The sequence below is a fragment of the Pseudomonas sp. GW822-FHT06D10 genome (genome assembly GCF_058799535.1).
On the sequence record NZ_JBXALN010000001.1, the window covers coordinates 357,527 to 376,278 of the forward strand.

Sequence of the window (18,752 nt, forward strand, 5' to 3'; positions counted from 1 at the left end):
CGGCGCACGGCAAGAGGGTGCAAACCCTACACCGGCGACACCTGCGGGGCCATGGCCGCGCCGGTCATGGGGGCCTGTGGAAAGGGCGCGGGAAATGCACGCTCGTAAGCCCGGCATACTCGCAGCACCTGATCGTCGGCAAATCGCGCGCCAACCACCTGCAGGCCGATGGGCAATCCCGCCTCCGAGAACCCGCAGGGCAATGAGGCAGCAGGTTGCTGGGTCAGGTTGAAGGGGTAGCTGAAAGGCGACCACTTCATCCAGTCATCGATAGTGCTGCCGGGCGGGGTGTCGTGGCCGGCCTCGAACGCGGTGATCGGCAGCATCGGGCAGACCAGCAGGTCGTAGCGGCTGTGAAACATGTTCATGTGGGCCATCAAGGCCGCCCGGGCTTCCTGGGCCGCGGTGAAGTCGGCGAGGGTGGTGTGGCGGCATTCTTCGGTAAAGCGCAACAGGCCCGGATCGAGCATGGCTTTCTGGGCCGTGCTCAGTTGCCGGGCCAGCGTCTGTGCGCCGGCGTAGATCAAGCTCTTGAACAGTTGCAGGGGGTCGTCGAATCCCGGGTCGACCGCTTCGACGATCGCCCCCAGTTGTTCCAGCCGCGCCACGGCCTGCGCCACCTGGCGAGCGACCTGCGGATCAACCTGCACATAGCCGAAGTCTGCGCTGTAGGCGATGCGCAGGCCGTTGAGGTGGGTGCTGTCGGACAGCCACGGGGTGTGTCGCGGGGCTCCCATCAGCGCGTCCCGCGGGTCGGGCCGGGCGATGGCCTGCAGGAGCAGTACGGCATCCTCCACGGTACGGGTCATGGGGCCCAGGTGAGATACCAGGGTCGTCGCGCTGGCCGGGTACTGGGGGATGTAGCCAAAGGTGGGCTTGAAGCCGAAAGTGCCGGTAAAGCTGGCGGGGATGCGGATCGAGCCTCCGGCATCGCTGCCCTGATGCAGCACGCCCAGATTGAGCGCCGCGGCCACCGCTGCGCCGCCGGAGGAACCGCCGCAGGTCATGCGGGTGTCCCAGGGGTTGCGGGTGATGCCGTAGAGGGGGCTGTCGGTCACGCCTTTCCAGCCGAACTCCGGGCTGGTGGTCTTGCCCAGCACCACGGCGCCGGCCTCCCGCATGAAAGTGGTGACGGGCGCGTCGACGTCCCAGGGGCCTTGCGCGCCAATCGTCAGTGATGCCTTGCGCGACGGCATGCCCCGGGTCGGGGTCAGCTCCTTGATCGATGTGGGCAAGCCGTCGAGGGCGCCGCAGGGCTGGCCCTTCATCCAGCGCTTTTCAGCTTCGCGTGCGGTGTTCAGCGCGCCTTCGGGATCGGTGTAGCAAAAGGCATTGACCCGCGGGTTGAAGCGCTCGATACGGGCCAGTGCGTCCTGGGTGACCTCCACGGGAGACAGCTGCTTGTCACGGTAATGACCGAGCAGCTCGATGGCGCTCATGTCGGCGATGGCGGTAGCGTTTGGCATGGCAGTGTCCTGATAGGCGGGTGCAGGGCTGGCCTGCACAAGACAGTGTGTGGGCACCCAGCTCGGGGCACCCCGAGAACCAAGCGCCTCAGCGCAAGTAGCCTTCGACCAGTTCCACCCAGCACGCTGCGCCCAGGGGAATCAATTGATCGTTGAAGTCGTAGTGATCGTTGTGCACCGAGCAGCCGTTGAACTCCCCGGTGCCGTTGCCCAGGCCGAAATAGCAGCCGGGCACTTCGTCCAGCATCCAGGCAAAATCCTCGCTGCCCATGGCCCTGAATGACACTTGCTCCACCACGTTCTCGTTGCCCAGGGCCTTGCGCGCGGCGTCGAGCATCCGTTGCGTCTCGGCGACGGTGTTCACCAGGACCGGGGCCAGCAACTGATAGTCGATCTCGGCGGTGACCCCGAATGCTGCGGCCTGGCCCTCGACGATGGTGCGGATCCGCTGCTCGACCTGTTGGCGGATCGCCGGGTCAACCGTGCGCACGCTGAGTTCCAGCATGGCCGATTCGGGAATGATGTTGGTGGCGGTTCCGGCCTGTACCTTGCCGATGCTGATCACCACCGCATCGTTGGCGCTGATGTTGCGCGAGACCACGGTTTGCAGGGCACTGATGATGCTGGCCAGGGCCGGGATCGGATCGACGGCGCGCTCCGGCACGGCGCCGTGTCCGCCTTTGCCGGTCAGGGTAATGCCGACCCGCTCGGACGAGGCCATGACCCCGCCGCTCTTGATGATCGCGTAGCCCACGGGAAACCCCGGCATGTTGTGGAAGGCGTACACCGCATCGCAGGGGAAGCGCCGGAACAGCCCGTCGGCCATCATGCTCCTGGCGCCGGTCAGGCCTTCTTCATCCGGTTGGAAGATCAGGTTCAGCGTGCCGTCGAACTCGCCGTGCAGGGCCAGTTGTTCGGCCGCCGCGAGCAGGGTGGCGGTGTGGCCGTCATGACCACAGGCGTGCATCACCCCGGCGCGTTGGCTGGCCCAGGGCAAGCCGTTGCGCTCGATGATCGGCAGGGCATCCATGTCCGCCCGCAGGCCCAGGGTCCTGGAGCCCGAGCCGCGACGCAGGACGCCGACCACGCCATGGCCGCCCACCCCGGTGTGGACTTCATAACCCCAGCCTTCGAGCAGGCCGGTGACCAGGGCTGCGGTGTCCAGGGTGTCTTCACCCAGTTCCGGATGGGCGTGGATGTTGCGCCTGATCTTCAGGAAGCGCTCGGTGCTGGCTTGCAGTCGGTCTTGCAGGGAGGTCATGTTCACAACGGATTCCTTGTTCCAGGTAGAGGGGCAATTGCAGGTCGGATTCAGGGACGGCCCGGGTATTCCGGGTAGAAACGCAGGGCCACGCCACTGAGCACGATGGCGCTGCACAGATACCAGGCAGGTACCAGCGGGCTTGCGGTCACGGCGATCAGCCAGGTCACGATCAGCGGCGAGAACCCCCCGAACAGGGTGACCCCGAAGCTGTAGACGATCGACAGCCCGGTGACTCGCTCGTCCCGGGCGAAGGCTTCCATCAGCAGCGCCAGGCCGGCACCGCCGCTGATGGCCATCGGCAGGATCAGCATCGACACCGCCACCAGGCAGAGCAGGGTGCTTTGCAGGCCCAGCAGCATGAAGGCCGGGTAGGTCAGGATGATCTGCAGCCCGCACAGCCAGTACAGCAAGGGCTTGCGCCGTGGCATGCGGTCAGCCCATCGCGAGGCCAGCGGGGGAACGACCGTCAACAGGACGCAAGCGAAGGCCACCAGCGAAAAGGCGAAGCTGCTGGAGTAGTGCAAGGTCCGGGTGAGGTAGGTCGGCATGTAGAACACCACCATGTAGGAGGTGACCGTCGAACTGGCCATGAGCAATATGCCCAGCCCCAGGGTGCGCGCGTGCTTGCGCAACAGGTCGCGAAACGGCGTCGGGTTCTCCGGGTTCTGGTGGGTTTCATCCAGGTGCTTGCGGATGTACCAGCCCACCGGGCCTATCAGCAGGCCGATGATGAACGGAACGCGCCAGCCCCAGCTGTGCAGCGCCTGCTCCGACAGAACACTGGTCAGCAGCAGCCCGGAAAGCGCCCCGAGCAGGGCGGCAGCGCCCTGGCTCGCGCCTTGCCAGCAGACCATGAAGCAGCGGTTGTCGGTGCGCCCGGACTCCATCAGGAAGGCCGACGCGGCACCGACTTCACCGCCCGCGGAAAAGCCCTGCAGCATCCGCCCCAGCACCAGCATGATGGTGGCGAAGATCCCGATGCTCGAATAGGTGGGGGTAAAGGCAATGATGCCCGTGCCGATGGTCATCAAGGCAATGGTCAGCGACAGCGCCTGCTTGCGGCCGTAACGGTCGGCCACCCGGCCAATCAGTACCGCCCCTAGCGGGCGGACGACAAACCCCAGGGCGAAGGTCACCAGCGACATCATCAGCGACGCCAGGGGGGAGTCGGAGGGGAAGAACAGCTGGCCGATGATCACCGCGAAAAAGCTGTAGACGGTGAAGTCGTACATCTCCAGCGCATTGCCCAGGGAGGAGGCGACGACCACCCTGCGCATGTTGCCGCGGGGCATTGCCGGTGCTGTGCTCGGCGCGTATTGAAGCGGTAGCGAAGGAGCGGGGGTGCTTTTCATGGCATTTTCCAAAGAGTGGCGGTTGGCACAGAGGCTGTGCCCACCGCCAGTACGAGGTCCTGGCGCCCCCTCGGCGAAGGCGCTGTTGTTCGAGCCGTCGTGACCCGAGTTCAGCGCACCCCACTCTGGCGCAAGGCGTTGGGCGTGAACTCGGCCTCCAGTGCCTTGACGCCGAACTGATAGTTGCTCTTCTCTTCGTTCTTCAGGCCCAGCACCAGGTAACGGCCGCTGACCATGTCATTCAGGGTCTCGGCGGTGTACCAGGGCACCTGGCTGTTGTAGTAGGAAAGCTGGTGGGCTTCGGCAACCCGCCACAGGGTATTGCGCCCGTCGTAGTGATCGATGACCGCGGCCTGCCAGGAGTCCTCGTCGATGTAGAAATCGCGCTTGGCATACACATGGCGCTGGCCGGGTTTCAAGGTCGCGACCACGTGCCACACACGGTGCAGTTCATAGCGCGCCAGGTCCTGGTTGATGTGCCCGGCCTTGGTGATCTCGGCGTACTTGAGCGTGGGCGAATCGAGCTTGTAACTGTTGTAGGGGATGTACAGTTCCTGCTTGCCCACCAGTTGCCAGTCATAGCGATCCGGCGCGCCGTTGAACATGTCGTAGTTGTCCACCACGCGCTGGCCGTCGGTACTGGCGGCCGGCCCGTCGTAGGCCACCTGCGGGGCCCGCCGCACACGGCGCTGGCCGGCGTTGTAGATCCAGGCCTGGCGCGGTTCCTTGACCTGATCGAGGGTCTCGTGAACCAGTTCCACGTTGCCGGCCAGGCGCGCGGGCGCGACCACGGTCTGCTTGTTGTAGAACAGCACGTTGCTCGGCTTGGCCGGATCGTAGTCGGCGAGGCTCTCGCGCAACACATACTGGTGGGCAAAGGTCACGGGTGTGCCGTTGCCCTGGACATCCGGCACGATCTGCACCATCTGGCGCTTCACGCTGTCACCGCGATAACGGGTGATGTGGTTCCAGATCACCTCCAGCCCATTCCCGGGAATCGGAAACGGATAGGCCTTGGTGAAGTGCTCCAGGCCGTTACCGCCGGCAACCAGGGTGGTGTTCAGGGCGTTCTTGCGGGCCGCCTCGACGATGCTCGGCGGTACGTTGGCGCTGCGGTGAGTGGGGTAGACGTTCATCCGGTAATCGGGGTAGCGCTTGAACATCGCGACCTGGCCCGGGGACAGGCGGCTTTTGTACTGCTCGACGTTCTGCGAGGTAATGCTGAACAACGCATGTTCGCTGCCATAGGGGTCGGCGAGAAAACCGGCGCTGTCGACCGCCCCGGCATTCTTCGCCAGGCCGCCGGTCCAGGCCGGAATGGTGCCGTCGGCATTGCCGGCGCGCTCGGCACCCACCGGGGTCAGCGTGGTCTCGAGCTTGGCCGCCTCTTCGGGCGACACTGCGGCCATGGCCGACGTACAAAGCAGCAGCGACAACGCACTGCCGTGAAAAACCGACTTCGAAATGTTCATCGCACCCTGTCCTGTTCGATTGCTGATTGCGGATTCAAAAGCTCACGCCGAAGCTGAGGGCGACGAAGTCGCGATCAGTCGAAGTGTTGTAGGCGCCACCGAAGAAATCGGTGTAGGAAAGACTCGCCGAGTAGGTATTGCGAAGGTCGGCATCCAGGGCGAGGCTGATGGCCTTGCTGCCTTGGTTGAAGTTGGGGCCGTAGCCTTCCACGTCATGGGACCAGGACAGGCTGGGCTTGAGGTTCACCCCGGCGATCACGTTCTGATAGTCGAGGATGGCGCGGCCGCGATAACCCCAGGAATTGGCGGTGTAGAAGCCCTTGTTGTTGCAGTTCTGCGGGTTGACCGGGTTGGCCATCAGCGCGCAATTGCGGTTGTCGGGCAGTTCGCCGTTGCCGAAGATACTGTCCCGGCCGAAGCGCAAGGCGTTGCTGTTGATATCCCCCAGGTGGTTGTAGCCGATCTCGGTAATCAGGCTCAGGCGCTCGGCGGCCAAGACCTGGTCGATGAAATGGGTGAGGGTGATTTGCGCCTGGGTCACCGGCTTTCGCACATAACCGTGGAAGCTCTCGCCTGGCACTGGCTGCGCAAAGCCGCTGGTGAAGATCGGCGCACCGAGATCGGCCGCCATCGGGCCGGCGAGCGCGGCAATGGTGACGTCGCTGCCGTTGAGTGATAGCGGCATGTTCGGCCGGTAGCTCAGTTCGCCGGAAACCGCAGTGGTGCCCAGGGTGGTGGCAAAGCTCAGGCCATAGAGGCGGATGTCTTCCGGGTACTCGATGAAGTACTCGGCGCTCGATTCCCTGGTCCCTGGCTTTACCGCGAAGGGGGCCGTGCCGACCGTGCCACCGAGGAAAGGCGCGCGGCTGTGGTAGTTCAGGGCATACAGGCCGAACTCGGTGTTGTTCAGCGCCTCGACCTGCCAGCGCAGGGCCATCCCGAACTGGCCACTGTCCCGCGCGTCGCGGTCGCCACCCCGGGTGAAGTGATACTGGCCATTGGGGTCCCAGGGGGGCGAGAAACCCATGCGGGTATTGCATCCATCGGCCATCACGTCGGAGCCGAAAAAGGTCCCGCAATTGTCGACGACGGTCTGGTCCCATTCCAGTTGATAGAAAAATTCGGCAGAGAGGTTTTCGCTCAGCCCCTGGGACAGAAACAGCATGTTGACCGGAATCAGGCCTTCCTTGATTTCGGCTCCCGGGCGCCGGAAGGCGGCGACATCCGTCGGGTTGATCACGTTGATGCCATTGCCGATGAAGGTGCTTTCCCCCCAACTGACCACCTGTTTGCCCAGGCGCGCATTGCCGGGCTGATCGGCGATGAAATAGTTGTGATAGACAAAAGCGTCCAGCAGCTGCGCGCCCGAGGACTTGGCGGCCTCCTTGCGATGCTCATCGCTGATCTGCACATAGCGCCGGCTCTCGTCCTTGAGCTCGAAGTCGTACCAGTACTTGCCCCGCAGGAACAGCCCGCTGTCGCCGTAGCTGAGCTGCAGGTCGTGCACGCCCTTGAAGATCTTCGAGAAGGTTTCGCCCTTGCGAAAGTTCAGCCGGCCGTCGTCGGAGGATTGGCTTGAAGCGTGCCCTGCGTTCCACGTGCCGATGAAGGCCCGGTCCGGGTTGCGCAGTGCCCAGCTGGCGCCAATGGACAACGAAGAATCGAATTGGCCCTGGATCTCGCCGATGTCGAAGGTAGCGGCCTGGCCAGGTGCGCTGATGCTCAGTGCAAGCAGCGTTGGCAGGCCCAGTAAGCGGAATGGATCAAGCTGGAATTGGTGCGCCACAGAACTTCCCCATCGTTTTTTTTATTGGAGGCAGTACGTGTTGTCTGCCGGGCGATGCTGGTGGTGGAGAATCTTCTGGGAGCGTGTTAAGAGTGTCCAATGCAAAGATAGGGCTGGATTAATGCAGTGAACGACTTAATCGATCTGAAACGTGTGCGCCATCTGGTCTATCTGAGTGAGGAACTGCATTTTTCCCGCGCTGCGGCTCGGGCCAACCTGTCGCAGACGGCGTTCAGCCGCAGCATCCAGTCGCTGGAAGCGGACCTGGGCGTTCGGCTCTTCGATCGTGATACGCGCACGGTGATGCTCACCGCTGCCGGGCAGCAGTTGATCGGGCGTGCTCATGAGCTGCTCGGTTGCGCCAGGAAGCTGGTGGCGCAAGCCATCGATATTGCCGGCGCCGAAGGTGGGGAACTGCGCCTGGGCATCAACCCGATGGCGGCCACGCTCAACACCGTCGATATTCTCATCAGGTTGCGCAAACAGGTCCCCAGGCTGGTGCTCAATGTCCAGGTCGGGTACTGGAATCAGTTGTGCCACCTGCTGGAAACCGAGCAACTGGATTTCGTGGTCGCCAGCCTCAAGTCGGGCGAGGAAATCGACCCGCGCTTTTCCGTGACCCATCTGCCGCCTCAGCCGGCCTCGGTGTTCTGTCGCCGCGATCACCCGCTGGCCCGCCAGGCAGGCCCGATTGCCCGTGCCCAGATCCTCGACTACCAGTGGAGTGGCGTGTCGCCGTCCAACGAAGCTTCGCTGTATGCCCTGTTCGATCTGGCGCCGGGCACCTTGCTGCCCTGGACCCTGAGCTCCAACGATCTGAACCTGTTGCGCGAAACCACCCTGAGCAGCGACTCGTTGCTCCTGACCTGGCGCTCGTGGCTCGACCAGGACCTGCACAACGGGCTGCTGGTGGACCTGGCACCGTTCATACAGCCGCCCTGGCCGGCGGATGTGCTGACCATCCGCTACGCCGTGGTGACCCATGCCGGGCGCACGCTTTCACCGATTGCCCAGCAAGCCGTGGACATGATCGTCAGCGAAGCCCCGGGGAGTGCCGGGCTGTCGACATTCCCGGGTGCTTGAACCGCGGGTGCCGGGGGGGCTCAACCGGCCGCGCCAAAGGTCTGTACGAAAACTCGCCGAGCAAAGATCAGGCACGGCAAAAGCAGGCGAGGAAGCCGAGTCCAGCGGCCTGAATGAGCATGCCGAGCCTGTCTTCAACGCAGTCTGATCGAAGCACAGGTAGTTTTCGTACAGAGCCTAAGGTTGCGCCAAGTGCCTTTGGCGACATGCGCTGGGGCTCTGGCCGAACCAGCGATAGCAGGCGCGGGTCAGCGAGCTGGGGTCGCCGTAGCCCAACAGGAACGCCACTTCGGTCAGGGCGATCTGCGGGTGGGGCAGCAGCGACTCAAGGCGCTTGCGGCGCAAGTCATCGATGATTTCCTCCACGCGCAAGCCTTGGGCTAGCAGGCGGCGCTGGAGCATATGCCGGGGCATGCCCAGTTGTCCGGCCAGGACCGGCAGCGTGCAGTTGCCCGTCACCAGCAGGCGTTCCACCAGTATTTCCACCTGGCGCCCCAGGTCCAGGGGGTGGCTCTGGATCAGGCGGCGGACAATGCGCTCGGTGGTCTCAAGCATTGCCGGGCTGGCGCTGGCCAGCGGGGTACTGAGCAAGCTGGCGGGAAAGAGCAGGGCGTTTTCAGCCTGGTTGATGCGTACCCGGCAGCCATACAGGGCGCGATAGGCCTTGGCGTCGAGGGGGCTGTCATGCCTGAAATTGATTTGCCATTGCTTGCCGGTGTGGTGGGTAACCCGGCGCAGGAAAGCCAGGGCAATGCCATGGACCAGCTCGCTCAATTGCCGGTCGCCCAGCCTGCTTACACTCAGGTCATGCTGCAGGTGCCAGGCGGCATATTGGCCCTCGACGCTCAGGCGCAGGTTCAGCCCGGGGGAGTGGTAGGGCATGTAGCGAGCGACCCGTTCCAGGGCATCGGCCAGGTGGCTGGCGTGGAGCACGATGAGGGCCAGCGGCCCGAGGATGGAGACGTCCTGCAGGTTCGCCAGGCGAGCGCCGAAATCCGCCAGCGACAAGGTCTGCGAGGTGATCTCCAGCAACTGCGCGACCTTCTCCAGGGGCAGGCTGAAATGGGCGTCGTCGAGCTGGGCCTGGGTCATGCCGACACGGGCCAGCAGGGCCTGGGCGTCACCGCCATGCTCGCTGACCAGTCGAGTGAAGCCGGTCAGGGCAGGGGCCCTGACAAACAAGGGGGGACGGTTCATTTTGTTCCCGAATGCCAAATTCTTGTTATCAAATGCCAAGTAACCTAATTCGCCTCATGCCAGCATCTCAAGTCAAGAAAATTCATGATTGGAGGTCTTGGAAATGCTTTGCGACTATCAGGACGTTCTGCAGATCGAGGCGGGTCCTCAGCCCTTTGCCGATATCAACAACACCTATGCGTTGATCGAACGCAGCGCGAACCAATGGCCACAGGCCCCGGCACTGAGCTTCTTTCTGCGGGTCGAGGATCATGCGCGGCCGGTGCGCTGGACATACGCCCAACTGCTGGCGGACATCACTCGCGCAGCCAACCTGTTCGAGCGCTTGGGGGTACGGCGGGGCGACGTGGTTGCGCTGATCCTGCCGAACTTGCCGCAAACCCATATCGCCATGTGGGGTGCGCAGACCGCGGGTATCGCCTTTGCGGTCAACGTCTTGCTGGACGGTACGCAGATGGCCGAGCTGCTGGCGACGGCCAAGGTCCGCTGGATAGTCACGGTAGGCCCCGAGCCGGATGCGCAGATCTGGCAGCGGGTCGAGGGCGCGATTGCCCGCTTGCCCGGCCTGCAAGGCGTATTGGCTGTCGACCCGATGCGGCACCTGCCGGGCCATGGGCAGAGCGCGCCACTGCCCGCTGAAGTGGCCGGGGTGCCGGTCCTGGATTTCTTCGCCGAACTGGCCCTCGAGCCAGGCGAGCGCCTGCGGTTTGCCCCGCCGGGCCTGAACGACGTGGCGGCCTACTATTGCACTGGCGGCACCACCGGCTTGCCGAAAATTGCCCGTCACAGCCAGCGCAATGAAGTGATCTTCTGCGGGCAACTGGATACGGTGATCGGCGCGCCGGTCCTGCGGCCAGGGCGCACCGTGCTGACCGCGTTACCGCTGTTTCACGTCAATGCGCTGATCGGTTGTGGCCTGGCGGTATTTGCCCAGGGCGGTCATGTGCTGCTGGCACCACCGGCGGGGTTTCGCACGCCGGGATTCATGCCGCGGTTCTGGGAGATAGTCGAAACCCATCAGGTCAGCAGCTATTCAGCTGTGCCCACGGTCTACGCCGGCCTGTTGCAGGTGCCCTGCGCGGGGCATGACACAAGCTCGCTGACGGTGGCGATCTGCGGCGCGGCGCCGATGCCCAGGGACTTGCTGCGCAAGTTCGAGCAACAGACAGGCCAGCGCATTCTCGAAGGCTATGGCTTGACCGAGGGCACTTGCGCGTCGTCGGTCAATCCGGCGCGTGGTGAGTCGCGCATTGGCTCGGTCGGCCTGCGCCTACCCTGGCAGGACATGCGGGTGATGATCCTCGATGAGCGAGGTGCCTGGTTGCGTGATGCGCAAGTCGATGAGGTGGGGGCGATCTGCATCAGCGGTCCCAATGTCTTCATCGGCTATCTGGACAGCGCCCATGATCAGGGGGCGTGGTTCGATACTGCCGCCCTCGACGGTGTGTCCGAACAGCGCTGGTTCAACACCGGGGACCTTGGGCGCTGCGATGCCGAAGGTTACTTCTGGCTCACCGGGCGCAAGAAGGAACTGATCATCCGCGGGGGGCACAACATTGAGCCCAAATACATCGAGGAGGTGCTGGCCACGCACCCCGATGTGGCGTTGTGTGCAGCGGTGGGCCGGCCCGACGCGCACGCCGGGGAAGTACCGGTGGCCTATGTGCAGGTGCGCGCCGGGAGTGCCATCAGCAGCGCCCAGTTGCTGGACTACGCGACGCGGCATATCAGCGAGCGCGCAGCGGTGCCCAAGGCGATCATCCTGGCCGACGCGCTACCCGTCACCGGAGTGGGCAAGATTTTCAAGCCCGCGCTGGTCATGGCTGAAATCGAGACAGTCATACGCCAGGAAGCCGCCTTGCTGGCCATCGAGCTGCAAGAGGTGAGGGTGGTGCAGAGCGCCAGGCAAGGCCTGGTGGCGAGCTATCGCTGCGCAGATGAAACCTCGCGACTGGCCGAGGCTCTGAGCCGCTACACCTTTGTCAGTGAGCGAAGCTGAGCCTGGGCTCCAGGCCGCGGGCCCGAGTGCTTGCGATGCAGCGCCGGTGTTGTGAAGTTGCACGCTTCGCATGCTCGCGCGCTGCCTCGCTTTTTCTTATCCAGCGAGCACATTTTTAATATTTTTCCTTCGCAGGCGTCTGTCGCACCATCTGTGGCATCCGACTTACCCCCGGGTTCTGAACAGCGTGCGCCCAGCCTTCCGGCCGGCGCCATTCGTCTCGCAGAAGGACACAGACATGACCGTAGAACAACCCATACAAGTGGACACCCTGGTGGTGGGCGCAGGCCAGGCCGGCGTGGCCATGAGCGAGCACCTGAGCAAGCTCGGGGTGCCGCACCTGGTGCTGGAGCGCAGCCGGGTGGCCGAGGCCTGGCGCACCGGGCGCTGGGAGTCCCTGGTGGCCAACGGGCCGGCCTGGCATGACCGCTTTCCCGGGATGGAATTCGATGTCGCCGCCGATGCCTTCCCGGCCAAGGACCAGGTGGCAGACTATTTCGAAGCCTATGCGCGCAAGTTCAATGCGCCGATCCGCACCGGCGTGGAAGTGCGCAAGGTACTGCGCAATGTCGGCCGCCCGGGCTTCACCGTGGAGACCTCCGAAGGGCTGATCCAGGCCCAACGGGTGGTGGCCGCCACCGGGCCGTTCCAGCGTCCGGTGATCCCGCCGATTGCCCCGGCCAATGACCGGCTGACGCAGATCCACTCCGCCGAATACCGCAACCCGCAGCAACTGCCCGAGGGCGCGGTGCTGGTGGTGGGCGCGGGGTCGTCCGGGGTGCAGATCGCCGATGAGCTGCAGCGTGCGGGGCGCCGGGTCTACCTGTCGGTGGGGGCCCACGACCGGCCACCGCGCTCCTATCGCAACCGGGATTTCTGCTGGTGGCTCGGGGTGCTGGGAGAGTGGGACGCCGAGATCGCCAAGCCGGGGCGCGAGCACGTGACCATTGCCGTCAGCGGCGCCCGCGGCGGCCAGACCATCGACTTCCGCGCCCTGGCGCACCAGGGCATCACCCTGGTGGGGCTGACCAAGGCCTTTGCCGGCGAGCACGTGACCTTCCAGGCCGACCTGCTGGACAACCTGGCCCGGGGCGACGAGAACTACCTGGCATTGCTGGACGCGGCGGATGCCTACATCGCCCGCAACGGCCTCGACCTGCCCCTGGAGCCCGAAGCCCGCCGGCGCCTGCCGGACCCGGACTGCGTCAAGCAGCCGATCCTCGAACTCGACCTGCAACAGGCCGGCATCACCTCGATCATCTGGGCCACCGGCTACGCCGTGGACTTTTCCTGGCTGCAGGTCGACACCTTCAGCGAACAGGGCAAGCCCCTGCACCAGCGCGGCGTGTCCCGCGAGCCGGGGGTCTACTTCCTCGGCCTGCCCTGGCTGTCGCGCCGTGGCTCGTCGTTTATCTGGGGGGTGTGGCACGACGCCAAGCATGTCGCCGACCACATCGCCACCCAGCGCAAGTACCAGGCCTACAGCGACGCCCGGCCGCCGGCGGCTACCGCCGAAGCACCGGCCCTCAACCTCAGCCCCGTGGGAGCCCACTGATGCCTACTCATACTCGCATCCGCATGTTCAACACCAAGGACACCTACCCCAACCAGTCCCTGGACAACGACCTGTGCCAGGCCGTGCGCGCCGGCAACACGGTGTATGTGCGCGGCCAGGTCGGCACCGACTTCGACGGCCGGCTGGTCGGCCTCGGCGACCCGCGGGCCCAGGCCGAGCAGGCGATGAAAAACGTCAAGCAACTGCTGGAAGAGGCCGGCAGCGATCTGAGCCACATCGTCAAGACCACCACCTACCTCACCGACCCGCGCTACCGCGAGCCGGTCTACCAGGAGGTAGGCAAGTGGCTCAAGGGGGTGTTCCCGATCTCCACCGGGCTGGTGGTCTCGGCCCTCGGCCAGCCGCAGTGGCTGATGGAGATCGACGTGATCGCGGTGATCCCCGAGTGAGGGGGTTGCCGAAGTTTCCGGCGGCCTTGTGCCGCGCTTGCCACAAGGCCCTGTGGGCCAGGGAGTTTGCATGACTTTTTCCATCGTTGGACGCTGCGCCGAAACCGGCCAGCTGGGCATCGCCATCAGTTCTTCCAGCATCGCCGTGGGCGCGCGCTGCCCCTGGGTGCGGGCCGGAGTGGGCGCGGTGGCGACCCAGAACGTCACCTTGCCGGCCCTGGGCCCGCAGATCCTCGACCTGCTGGAGGGCCAGAAGCTCGACCCGGCCAGCGCCCTGGACCGGGCCCTGGGCAGCAACGGCTGGAGCCAGTATCGCCAGGTCACGGTGATCGACAGCCAGGGCCGCACCGCGTTGTTCAGCGGCCAGGAAGCCCTGGGCCAGCACAACGCGGTGGCGGGGGAGCAGTGCGTGGCGGCCGGCAACCTGCTGGCAGGCCCGCAGGTGATCGAGGCCATGGTCCAGGCCTTTGAAAACACCCCGGGCATGCTGGTGGAGCGCCTGCTGGCGGCGATGCAGGCAGCGATGGCGGCGGGGGGCGAGGCGGGGCCGGTGCATTCGGCGGCGCTGAGCGTGGTGGACGACCTGACCTGGCCCATCGTCGACTTGCGGGTGGACTGGGCCGACGCCGACCCCATCGGCCAGCTCGCCGGCCTGTGGCAGGCCTACCGACCGCAGATGCAGGACTACCTGACCCGCGCCCTGGACCCGACGGCGGCGCCCAGCTACGGAGTGCCGGGCAATGAGTGAACAATCGAGCCGCGAGTTGTTGGCGCGGCTGGTGGGCTTTGCCACGGTCAGCCGCGACTCCAACCTGGAGCTGATCGGCTTCATCCGCGATTACCTGGCCAGCCATGGCGTGCACAGCGAGCTGATCTACAACCCGGAGCGGACCAAGGCCAACCTGTTTGCCAGCATCGGCCCCGAGGATCGTGGCGGTGTGGTGCTGTCCGGCCACACCGACGTGGTGCCGGTGGACGGCCAGGCCTGGAGCGTCGAGCCCTTTGTCCTCAGCGAGCGCGAAGGGCGCCTGTACGGCCGCGGTACCGCCGACATGAAAGGTTTCATCGCCTCGGTACTGGCTGCGGTGCCGGGCCTGACCCGGCGCCGCTTGCGGCTGCCGGTGCACCTGGCCTTTTCCTATGACGAGGAAGTGGGGTGCCTGGGGGTGCGGCCGATGCTTGAACGAATGCAGCAGCGGCCGCACAAACCGCTGCTGTGCCTGATCGGCGAGCCCACCGAGCTGCGCCCGGTGCTCGGCCACAAGGGCAAGCTGGCCATGCGTTGCCAGGTGCGCGGCGCGGCCTGCCATTCCGCCTATGCGCCCTATGGGGTCAATGCCATCGAGTACGCGGCGCGGCTGATTGGCAAGCTGGGGGAGATCGGCAGCCGCTTGGCGCAACCCGAGCACCACGACCCACGTTTCGATCCGCCGTTCTCCACGGTGCAGACCGGCACCATCCAGGGCGGCCGGGCCCTGAACATTGTGCCGGCCGAGTGCCAGTTCGATTTCGAGGTGCGCACCCTGCCGGGCTATGACGCCCAGGCGGTGGTGGACCAGTTGCAAGGCTATGCCCGGGACCAGCTGCTGCCGCAGATGCAGGCGGTGCAGGCCGACACCGGGATCGCCCTGCAACCTCTGAGTGCTTACCCGGGGCTGGCCACCGCTGCCGACAGCGAGGCCGCCGAACTGCTGGCGCTGCTCAGCGGCTCGCGGGAGTTCGGCACCGTGGCTTTCGGCACTGAGGGCGGGCTGTTCCACCAGGCCGGGATTCCCACGGTGGTCTGCGGCCCGGGCAGCATGGACCAGGGCCACAAGCCCGACGAGTTCATCAGCCTTGAGCAACTGCACGCCTGCGACGCCCTGTTGTTGCGCCTGGGCGACTGGCTGGAACACCCGGCCTGAACCGGATGCGCTCCACCCAGGCTCCCTCGCCGTGGGGCAGTGCCCATTCGCCGCCATCCGGACCTCCGGATGGCGGCGTTTTGCGTGGGGCGCCAGGCCGTCTGGTTGCAGAGCTTTTTCATGGGACTCGAACATATTTTTAGTATTTTTCCTCCGGCCCGCTGTGACGCACCATCGCTCTGGACCCAATAACCAGCAGGCCGTCGCAACGGCCGACGAGGGAATGCAGCGTGTTCGATCTCGGTTACTGGCAGCAGCGGGCTGCCCGACAAACATTCATTGACCAGGCGCTGATCGGCGGCCAGCGGTTGTCCGCCGAATCCGGCGCTACCTTCGATGCCATCAACCCGGCCACCCGCCAGGTGCTGGCCCGGGTCAGCGCCTGTGGCGCAGCCGAGGTGGACCTGGCGGTGGCCGCCGCGCGCCGGGCCTTCGAGCACGGGCCCTGGGCGCGCATGGCCCCGGTGGAGCGCAAGAAGGTCCTGCTGCGCCTGGCCGAACTGATGCTGGCCCACCGCGAGGAACTGGCCCTGCTGGACAGCCTGAACATGGGCAAGCCGGTGATGGATGCCTGGAACATCGACGTGCCCGGCGCGGCCAATGTCTTCGCCTGGTACGCCGAAAGCATCGACAAGCTCTACGATCAGGTGGCCCCCGGCGCCCGCAACAGCCACGCCAGCATCAGCCGCGTGCCCCTGGGGGTGATCGGCGCGGTGGTGCCCTGGAACTTTCCCCTGGACATGGCCGCCTGGAAGCTGGCGCCGGCCCTGGCGGTGGGCAACTCGGTGGTGCTCAAGCCCGCCGAGCAGTCGCCGTTCTCGGCGCTGCGCCTGGCCGAACTGGCCCTGGAGGCCGGTTTGCCGGAAGGCGTGCTCAACGTGGTGCCGGGCCTGGGCAGCGAAGCCGGACGGGCCCTGGGCCTGCACCCGGACGTGGATTGCCTGGTGTTCACCGGCTCCACCGAGGTGGGCAAGTGCTTCATGCAGTATTCGGCGCAGTCCAACCTCAAGCAGGTCTGGCTCGAATGCGGGGGCAAGAGCCCGAACCTGGTGTTCGACGACTGCCAGGACCTGGACCTGGCCGCAGAGAAGGCCGCCTTCGGCATCTTCTTCAACCAGGGCGAGGTGTGTTCCGCCAACTCGCGGCTGCTGGTGCAGCGCAGCATCCATGAACAGTTCGTGGAACGCCTCAAGGCCAAGGCCCGGGACTGGCGGCCGGGCAACCCGCTGGACCCGGCCAGCCGTGCCGGGGCCATGGTCGACGCGCGCCAGACCGCCAGCGTCGTGGGGCATATCGCGGTGGCCCTGGAGCAGGGCGCGCAGCTGGCCTGTGGCGGCCGGCAACTGAGCATCGATGGCAGCGACAACTATATCGAGCCGACCATCCTCACCGGCGTGGGCCCGGCGATGGCCATCGCCCGGGAAGAAGTGTTCGGCCCGGTGCTGGCGGTGACGCCGTTCGACGACGAGGAACAGGCCATTGCGCTGGCCAATGACAGCGTCTACGGCCTGGCCGCCTCGCTGTGGAGCGACGACCTCAACCGCGCCCACCGGGTCGCCGGGCGCTTGCGGGCCGGCACGGTGTCGGTCAATACCGTGGATGCCCTGGACGTCACCGTGCCGTTTGGCGGTGGCCGGCAGTCGGGGTTCGGTCGCGACCTGTCGCTGCATGCCTTCGACAAGTACACCCAACTGAAAACCACCTGGTTCCAGCTGCGCTGAGCGCTGTGAACCCTCTGCGGCGCCGGGCTGGCGCCGCTGCACCTGCCGCCCCGGCGGCAGGCCCACAACAACAATAAGAACGGAGTGCGTGCCATGACTGCAAATCTCTCCACGGGGGCCTTGCGCCCCACCAACAAGGGCGGCCTGCGCCGGGTCCTGGGCCTGGGTTCACTGGTCTCGGTGGCTGTCGGCCTGGTGGTGTCCCAGGGGGTGATGGTGCTGATGCTGCAAGGGGCGGGGATGGCCGGGCTGGGCTTCTTCATCCCGCTGCTGCTGGCCTACCTGCTGGCCCTGACCTATGCCCTGTCGTTTTCCGAACTGGCGCTGATGGTGCCCCGGGCCGGCAGCCTGAGCAGCTACACCGAGGTGGCCATCGGGCATTTCCCGGCGATCCTCGCGACCTTCTCCGGCTACATGGTGGTGGCGATGTTCGCCCTGTCCGCCGAGCTGCTGCTTCTGGACCTGATCATCGGCAAGGTCTACCCCGGCGCGTTGCCGCCGATGCTGGTGGCCTATGGAGTGCTCGGGGTGTTCACCTTGCTCAACCTGTTGGGCATCGACGTCTTCGCCAAGCTGCAGACGGTGCTGGCGGTGGTGATGGTGGTGATCCTGCTGACCCTGGGCCTGGGCGCCGTGAGCAGTGCCCAGGCCGACCTGCAACTGCCACTGGACCAGGGCTGGAACCCCCTGCAAGTCGGCGCCCTGGCGCTGGCGGCCATGGCCATCTGGGGCTTTGTCGGTGCCGAGTTCGTCTGCCCGCTGGTGGAGGAAACCCGCAACCCGGAGCGCAATATCCCGCGTTCGATGATCATCGGCCTGAGCGTGATCTTCCTGGTGATTACCCTCTATTGCCTGGGTGCCTTGCTCTGTGTGCCGCGGGCGCAACTGGCCAGCGATCCGCTGCCGCATTTCCTGTTCGCCACCACGGTGTTCGGCGAGGCCGGCAAGCTGTTCCTGGTGGGGGCGGTGATCACTGCCACCTGCAGCACGGTCAACTCGTCCCTGGCGGCGCTGCCGCGGATGCTCTACGGCATGGCCCAGAACGGCCAGGCCTTTCCCCAGTTCAAGCGCTTGAGCCCCCGTGGCCGTACGCCCTGGGTGGCGGTGCTGTTCGTGGCGGCGCTGACCGGGCTGCCGATCCTGCTGCTGGGCCAGGACCCGGATTCCATCAGCCTGCTGCTGTTGGCCGCCGCCCTGGCGTGGCTGCTGGCCTATATCGTCGTGCATATCGACGTGATCGCCCTGCGCCGCCGCTACCCCGATGCGCCACGGCCGTTCCGCTCGCCGTTCTACCCCTGGCCCCAGGTGCTGGGTATCGTCGGCATGCTGTTTGCGATCTACCACGTTTCCCCATCCCCCGAGATGACCGCGCGGATCTTCGGCAGTGCCGGCGTGGTGCTGGGGGTGATTTCGCTGATCGCCGTGGTCTGGATCAAGCTGGTGATGCGCAAGCCGCTGTTCGTTCCCGAACCGCTGCTGCCCGGCGAACCGACCCTGGCAACCCAACCTTCCCTTGAACCCGCCTACCGTGCAGGAGAATGAC

The 18,752-nt window shown here is 65.6% G+C and carries 14 protein-coding genes; 8 read left to right on the forward strand and 6 right to left on the reverse strand.

From position 1 onward, the window contains the following. Positions 1–26 precede the first annotated feature (26 nt). From AC1RL5_RS01580 to AC1RL5_RS01600, 5 genes are all read right to left on the reverse strand, one after another. A complete protein-coding gene (locus AC1RL5_RS01580; RefSeq protein WP_123577948.1) occupies positions 27–1,466 on the reverse strand; it encodes an amidase in 1,440 nt (479 codons plus the stop codon). A gap of 88 nt (positions 1,467–1,554) precedes the next feature. After that, the gene (locus AC1RL5_RS01585) at positions 1,555–2,727 is read right to left on the reverse strand and encodes an amidohydrolase (RefSeq protein WP_072450070.1); all 1,173 of its coding nucleotides are present in this window, start codon (positions 2,725–2,727) and stop codon (positions 1,555–1,557) included. A gap of 50 nt (positions 2,728–2,777) precedes the next feature. Continuing rightward, on the reverse strand, positions 2,778–4,082 hold the full coding sequence (locus AC1RL5_RS01590) for an MFS transporter (protein WP_177190964.1): 1,305 nt from the start codon (positions 4,080–4,082) through the stop codon (positions 2,778–2,780). A gap of 110 nt (positions 4,083–4,192) precedes the next feature. Beyond that, positions 4,193–5,554 carry a DUF1329 domain-containing protein gene (locus AC1RL5_RS01595; RefSeq protein WP_093403823.1) on the reverse strand — a complete coding sequence of 454 codons (1,362 nt, stop codon included), beginning with the start codon at positions 5,552–5,554 and terminating at the stop codon, positions 4,193–4,195. Positions 5,555–5,588: 34 nt separating this feature from the next. Continuing rightward, positions 5,589–7,340: a DUF1302 domain-containing protein gene (locus AC1RL5_RS01600; RefSeq protein WP_207239336.1), complete on the reverse strand. Its 1,752-nt coding sequence runs from the start codon at positions 7,338–7,340 to the stop codon at positions 5,589–5,591. 126 nt (positions 7,341–7,466) lie between these two features. On the opposite strand from AC1RL5_RS01600, the gene AC1RL5_RS01605 reads away from it, so the two are divergent. Further along, on the forward strand, positions 7,467–8,423 hold the full coding sequence (locus AC1RL5_RS01605; protein WP_015635988.1) for a LysR family transcriptional regulator: 957 nt from the start codon (positions 7,467–7,469) through the stop codon (positions 8,421–8,423). Positions 8,424–8,600: 177 nt separating this feature from the next. On the opposite strand, the gene AC1RL5_RS01610 is transcribed toward AC1RL5_RS01605, so the two are convergent. Beyond that, on the reverse strand, positions 8,601–9,620 hold the full coding sequence (locus AC1RL5_RS01610; RefSeq protein WP_072450074.1) for an AraC family transcriptional regulator: 1,020 nt from the start codon (positions 9,618–9,620) through the stop codon (positions 8,601–8,603). A 103-nt stretch (positions 9,621–9,723) separates the two neighbouring features. Here AC1RL5_RS01610 and AC1RL5_RS01615 point away from each other — a divergent pair, with 103 nt between their 5' ends. The 7 genes from AC1RL5_RS01615 to AC1RL5_RS01645 all read left to right on the forward strand — a co-directional run bounded on the left by AC1RL5_RS01615 (position 9,724) and on the right by AC1RL5_RS01645 (position 18,751). Then, a complete protein-coding gene (locus AC1RL5_RS01615; RefSeq protein WP_093404052.1) occupies positions 9,724–11,619 on the forward strand; it encodes an acyl-CoA synthetase in 1,896 nt (631 codons plus the stop codon). A gap of 238 nt (positions 11,620–11,857) precedes the next feature. Further along, on the forward strand, positions 11,858–13,174 hold the full coding sequence (locus tag AC1RL5_RS01620; protein ID WP_492589010.1) for a flavin-containing monooxygenase: 1,317 nt from the start codon (positions 11,858–11,860) through the stop codon (positions 13,172–13,174). Further along, positions 13,174–13,584 (forward strand): RidA family protein, encoded by a 411-nt coding sequence (locus tag AC1RL5_RS01625; RefSeq protein ID WP_011061806.1) that lies wholly within the window; start codon positions 13,174–13,176, stop codon positions 13,582–13,584. The genes AC1RL5_RS01620 and AC1RL5_RS01625 overlap by 1 nt, the downstream gene beginning before the upstream one ends. Before the next feature lie 70 nt (positions 13,585–13,654). After that, a complete protein-coding gene (locus AC1RL5_RS01630) occupies positions 13,655–14,332 on the forward strand; it encodes a DUF1028 domain-containing protein (RefSeq protein WP_011061805.1) in 678 nt (225 codons plus the stop codon). Then, positions 14,325–15,488, forward strand: coding sequence for an acetylornithine deacetylase (gene argE / locus AC1RL5_RS01635; RefSeq protein ID WP_011061804.1), 1,164 nt, complete (start codon positions 14,325–14,327; stop codon positions 15,486–15,488). The genes AC1RL5_RS01630 and argE overlap by 8 nt, the downstream gene beginning before the upstream one ends. Positions 15,489–15,718: 230 nt before the next feature. Continuing rightward, the gene (locus tag AC1RL5_RS01640) at positions 15,719–17,209 is read left to right on the forward strand and encodes an aldehyde dehydrogenase (protein ID WP_072450078.1); all 1,491 of its coding nucleotides are present in this window, start codon (positions 15,719–15,721) and stop codon (positions 17,207–17,209) included. Between the two features lie 93 nt (positions 17,210–17,302). Continuing rightward, a complete protein-coding gene (locus AC1RL5_RS01645) occupies positions 17,303–18,751 on the forward strand; it encodes an APC family permease (protein ID WP_145711818.1) in 1,449 nt (482 codons plus the stop codon). Position 18,752: the final 1 nt, after the last annotated feature.